This window comes from Skermanella sp. (assembly GCF_059503625.1).
On sequence record NZ_JCACHA010000994.1, the window covers coordinates 1,778 to 6,292 of the forward strand.

The window sequence follows — 4,515 nt, forward strand, 5'->3', positions numbered from 1 at the left end:
CGCCCTTTCCCGATCCCTTGTTGAGGAGAACGCTAAACCCTCGGCGAACAACCGTCAATAGCTTTGGACGTCAATTTTGATTGACAGTTTTTTGGGGCTGAGGCTTGCTATCGGCATCTGGAGGGGCAATGCAAAATCGATCGGGGAGGCATGTCCATGTGACCTATTCGGAGCATAGTAAACCTCCCCTGATTTGTGGTTGAGGCTTATTAAGCATGAGGGTAGGCTCACCCTATCCTCAGGGAGCAAAAAATGAATGACTCGCTTGAACGGGTCGTTTCAGGGAGGGCCTGGGAAGAGGTCGAACGTGCACCGGTAACGGAGAGCACAGTTGTCGATCCTCGGGTCGTCACGAGGCGCGGCCATCCTGGCCAGCTATTGGCCGGTTTGATTGACACAGTCGAGGCGGAGATCGTTCCCCGCCTTATTCTTGCCCGTCGTTCATCTTCGGGGGTATATCCGGGACTTGGCGAGCTGCCTCCAGGTGCGCTGGCCGAAGTCCCACTTATCGTCGGGGAAGGTGCAAGCTATGTTCAGCAACCTGAAGATGTGCTGGAGCTTGCCGACCTGCTGGTGAACGACCGGTTCCAGATTGCGGCATCTTTCGTCGATGGGCTGCGGACGAGCGGCGTGCCGCTCGAGTCCCTCTACCTGGACTTGCTTGCTCCGACCGCACGCCATCTCGGCGATCTCTGGACGAACGATACGCTTCACTTCGCCGATGTCACGATTGGATTGTGTCATCTGCAACAAGTTCTGCACGACTTCAGTCCGGCGTTCCTGAACGAGGCGTCAACCCGCGACGACGGCCGCCGTGCGCTGCTGATGAGCGTGCCGGGCGGGCAGCATACCTTCGGCGTATCGATGGTGGCTGAATTCTTCCGCCGGGCGCGCTGGGATGTCGTCACCGGAGCCCCCGTCTCCCGCGATGAACTGATCCGAACCGTGCGCAGCCAGTGGTTTGCCGTGGTTGGTCTGTCAGTTAGCTGTGACGTACAGTTGGACACACTGGTTGCGACCATCCGCCTGATCCGCCGAGCGTCGCGCAACCAGTCCGTCGGCATCCTGGTCGGGGGACCCGTCTTCGTCGAACATCCTGAAATGGTAACGCTTGTCGGAGCGGATGCGACGGCGATCGATGGCCGGCAAGCTCCGGTACAGGCTGAAAATCTTCTTGCGTTGATCTCGAAACAAAGCTGAAACTGTCAAGGCCTTTGGACGTTGAACGGGTGGGGTCCACCCGATTTTTTTTGTGCTCAGGGAAAAGGCGGCATTGAAGTGGCGACTGTCAATCTCGATATACGTCAAGTCGGCTTGACAAAATTTTGCAGGATGTTCTAATGGTGAGACCTAAGGCGTCAGCCGAACTCGCCGGACCTCTTGGCAGCAAGACCGGCCTCAGACCTGCGGGCGCCGACTTCCATCCTTCGGGCTCGAAGGTCTCCCCTCCCGTGAAGCATTTCAAAGCTCCAAAGGAGTCGTTTGAGAACCTTGACGCCGAGGCCGTAGCGGCTTTGGTAGCGTCTGCCGGAGATATTGCGATCGTCATGGATGACAAGGGTGTCATCCGCGACCTGACCTTCGGCAACGACGACCTGCCGCGCGAATGGTCGGATCAATGGATCGGCCGTCCGTGGATGGAAACGGTGACGGTCGAAAGCCGGATCAAGATCGACAGCATGCTGAGCGAGGCGCGCGCCGGCATTCCGCCCCGCTGGAGGCACGTCAACCATCCCTTGCCGCGCAGTGCCGACATCCCGATCCAATATTCGGTCGTCCAGATCGGCGCCGAAGGCAGGATGGTCGCCGTCGGGCGCGACCTGCGGCCGTCCGCCGCCCTTCAGCAACGGCTGGTCGAAGCGCAGCAGTCGATGGAGCGCGACTACGCCCGCCTGCGTCATGTCGAGATGCGCTATCGCCTGCTGTTCCAGATGACGCCGGAGGCGATCCTGATCGCCGACGCCGCGACCCACAAGGTCCTGGAATCCAACCCCGCGGCGGATGCGCTGCTGGGATTCGGCGTGGCGGCCGGCGGCGCCGTGGGCCGGTCCCTGTCCGACACGCTGGATGCCGCCGACGCCCCGGCGGTACAGTTGCTGCTGGCGGGCGTACGGGCGACGGGACGCGAGGACGAAGGACGCGTCCGCTCCACGCTGGGACGCGATCTCCGGATCACTGCATCGCTGTTCCGTCAGGACAACGCCTCGCTGTTCCTGGTGCGTCTGATGCCGCTGAGCGCCGAGCAGGCCCGCCAGCCGGAGACGCAGCCGAGCCAGTTCCAGATCGTCGAGAACATGCCCGACGGTTTCGTGATCACCGATGCCGAGGGACGCGTGCTCGCCGCCAATTCCGCTTTCCTGGACCTTGCCCAACTGGCGGCGGAGGATCAGGCCCGGGGCCAGTCGCTGGAGCGCTGGCTCGGGCGGCCGGGTGTCGATCTGGGCGTGCTCCTTGCCAACCTGCGGCAGCACGGCTCGGTCAGGCTATACGCCGCGACGTTGCGCGGCGAGTACGGCGCCATGGCGGAAATCGAAGTGTCGGCGGCTTCCGTGCCGGGCGGCGACGGTCCTGGCTTCGGCTTCTCGATCCGCGACGTCGGCCGCCGGCTGACCGCCGACTCCCGCAAGAAGGAATTGCCACGTGCCGTCGAGCAGCTGACGGAGCTGGTCGGGCGGGTGCCGCTGAAGGATCTCGTGCGCGAGACCACGGATGTGATCGAGCGGCTGTGCATCGAGGCAGCTCTGGAAATCACCAGCGACAACCGGGCTTCCGCCGCTGAGATCCTGGGACTGAGCCGGCAGAGCCTGTACGTCAAGCTCCGTCGCTATGGACTGGGCGATCTGGAGAGCGGCGAAGAGTAACGCCGGTCGAGATGCCGGGGGACTGGATGATCGGGCCTGGACGTTCAGAGTGGTCAGTGGACGATTCGCGGGTCGTCTAGGCTGATGCTGTCCTCCTGCTGCTTGCACCCGCCGCCGGCTTGATCGGCGGCGGCGTTCAGCATGGCTTCCGCGGTCTGGCGGACCTGCTCGGACCGCGCCTTTTCGCGCGGGGAGCGGTTGCCCTTCTGGAAGAAGCCCGCGGCCTGGTGGGTCAGGGCCAGGGTTTCGACGACTTCTTCCATCGTCTGTTCCAGCGCGTCCGCGCTCAGGTTATCGGATGCGGCATCGTCGCAGCTCGGCTGGGTCTTGTCATTCTCGCTCATCGGTCACGACCACACGGTTTTGCCTCTGTTGACAAAATCAACAGCGACTCTGCGCCTGACGTTCCGCATAAACCGGTATCCTAGGTTTCAGGGTCAACGTCTCGAAAGAGGAACAACCTTAGTGACGGACCGGCTGCCGACGCCCTGCTGGATTACCAGCGCCGGATAGTCCGGGATCTGATCGGCCGTCAGCGTAAGTCCGACCCCCTTCTGGGAAACGATCACCAGATCGTTGCCGGTCTGGGTCAGGCTTGCGTCGTTGTAGGCGCCGGTCTGGCTGGCGATCGCCAGGTTTCCCTTGCCAAGCTGGGCAATGGCGGTGCCGTTGGTGCCGCCGCTCTGCTCGATCAGCGTCGCGTTGGCCTGACCGGCCTGGAACGCATGGGCGACCGTTCGGCCGCCTGCGGCCGGCTCGCTCCGCCTCTCGCCCGCTATGCCGGCCTGAAGGACGGAAGCCTCACCGGACAGCGCCGCTCCTTCCTGACTTCCGATGCCGGCCAGGAGGATGTCGCCCTCTCCCGCGGTGGCGGGAGAGGAGAGGGACAGCAGGGTGGCGACGACGGAGAGTATCAGGGAAGTGCGCATGATGAGGCTTCTCGTGCTCTGGTGCTGGAAGGAGAGGAGCGGCCGGACCGCTTACTTCTGCGTCTGGTAGGCGTAGTTGCCGACGCCGGCCTGGACGACGGCGCCTGCGTTGACCAAACCCGACTGGGTCTGGGTGGAGCGGTTGGCGGCGCCGATCTGGATCGACAGGGCTTCCTGTCCGAAGCCGGTCTGCGTCTGATAGGAGCCGTCGTCGGAACCGACCTGAAGCACCATGGCCGTGTGGCCGACACCGGATTGCTTCTGGGTCGCTCCGTGCCAATCGCCGACCTGGACGACGCCCGCGAAGGAGCCGATGCTGTAGTTGGGTTCGTCGGACCGGATGGTGCCGCGTCCGGCGGCATTGGTGTAGGGAGTGGTCGTTTCCCCGATGGTGCCCTGGGTCTGGAGGACGTAGTTGTCCTTGCCGACCTGGACCGAAGCGGCGAGGTTGTCGGCGCCGATCTGGGTCTGCGTCGCCATGTTGCGCACGCCGGCCTGGACGGCGACCGCCGCAGACGAGACGCTGGCGATGTCGAAGGTGGAGCGGGTCTTAACCGGACCGGACCGGTCGGACGGCCTGAAGGTATCGACGGCGACGCCTTCGGCGCCCTGGGTCTGCTTGACCGTGTTCAGCCTGCCGGTCTGGAGCGACAGCGCCACGTTGCCCGCCGAGCCGGCCAGCTGATGCTGTGTCGCCCGGTTCCTGTTCCCGGCCTGGATCGCGA

5 protein-coding genes are annotated in these 4,515 nt (G+C 63.7%); 2 read left to right on the top strand and 3 right to left on the bottom strand.

Translation table 11 applies throughout. The annotated features are described in order from the left end of the window. The first annotated feature begins 252 nt into the window (after positions 1-252). A complete protein-coding gene (locus AC5JJ6_RS36395; RefSeq protein ID WP_496046714.1) occupies positions 253-1,200 on the top strand; it encodes a cobalamin B12-binding domain-containing protein in 948 nt (315 codons plus the stop codon). A 251-nt stretch (positions 1,201-1,451) separates the two neighbouring features. After that, complete coding sequence (gene ppsR / locus AC5JJ6_RS36400; protein WP_496046718.1) at positions 1,452-2,861, top strand: transcriptional regulator PpsR; 1,410 nt, start codon at positions 1,452-1,454, stop codon at positions 2,859-2,861. Between the two features lie 53 nt (positions 2,862-2,914). Here the strand turns inward: ppsR and AC5JJ6_RS36405 are convergent, their stop codons facing one another. The 3 genes from AC5JJ6_RS36405 to AC5JJ6_RS36415 all read right to left on the bottom strand — a co-directional run. Then, the gene (locus AC5JJ6_RS36405) at positions 2,915-3,205 is read right to left on the bottom strand and encodes a hypothetical protein (protein WP_496046715.1); all 291 of its coding nucleotides are present in this window, start codon (positions 3,203-3,205) and stop codon (positions 2,915-2,917) included. Positions 3,206-3,298: 93 nt separating this feature from the next. After that, positions 3,299-3,790 carry a hypothetical protein gene (locus AC5JJ6_RS36410; RefSeq protein WP_496046716.1) on the bottom strand — a complete coding sequence of 164 codons (492 nt, stop codon included), beginning with the start codon at positions 3,788-3,790 and terminating at the stop codon, positions 3,299-3,301. Between the two features lie 51 nt (positions 3,791-3,841). Beyond that, on the bottom strand, positions 3,842-4,515 hold a 674-nt coding region (locus AC5JJ6_RS36415; protein ID WP_496046717.1), incomplete at its 5' end, for a hypothetical protein.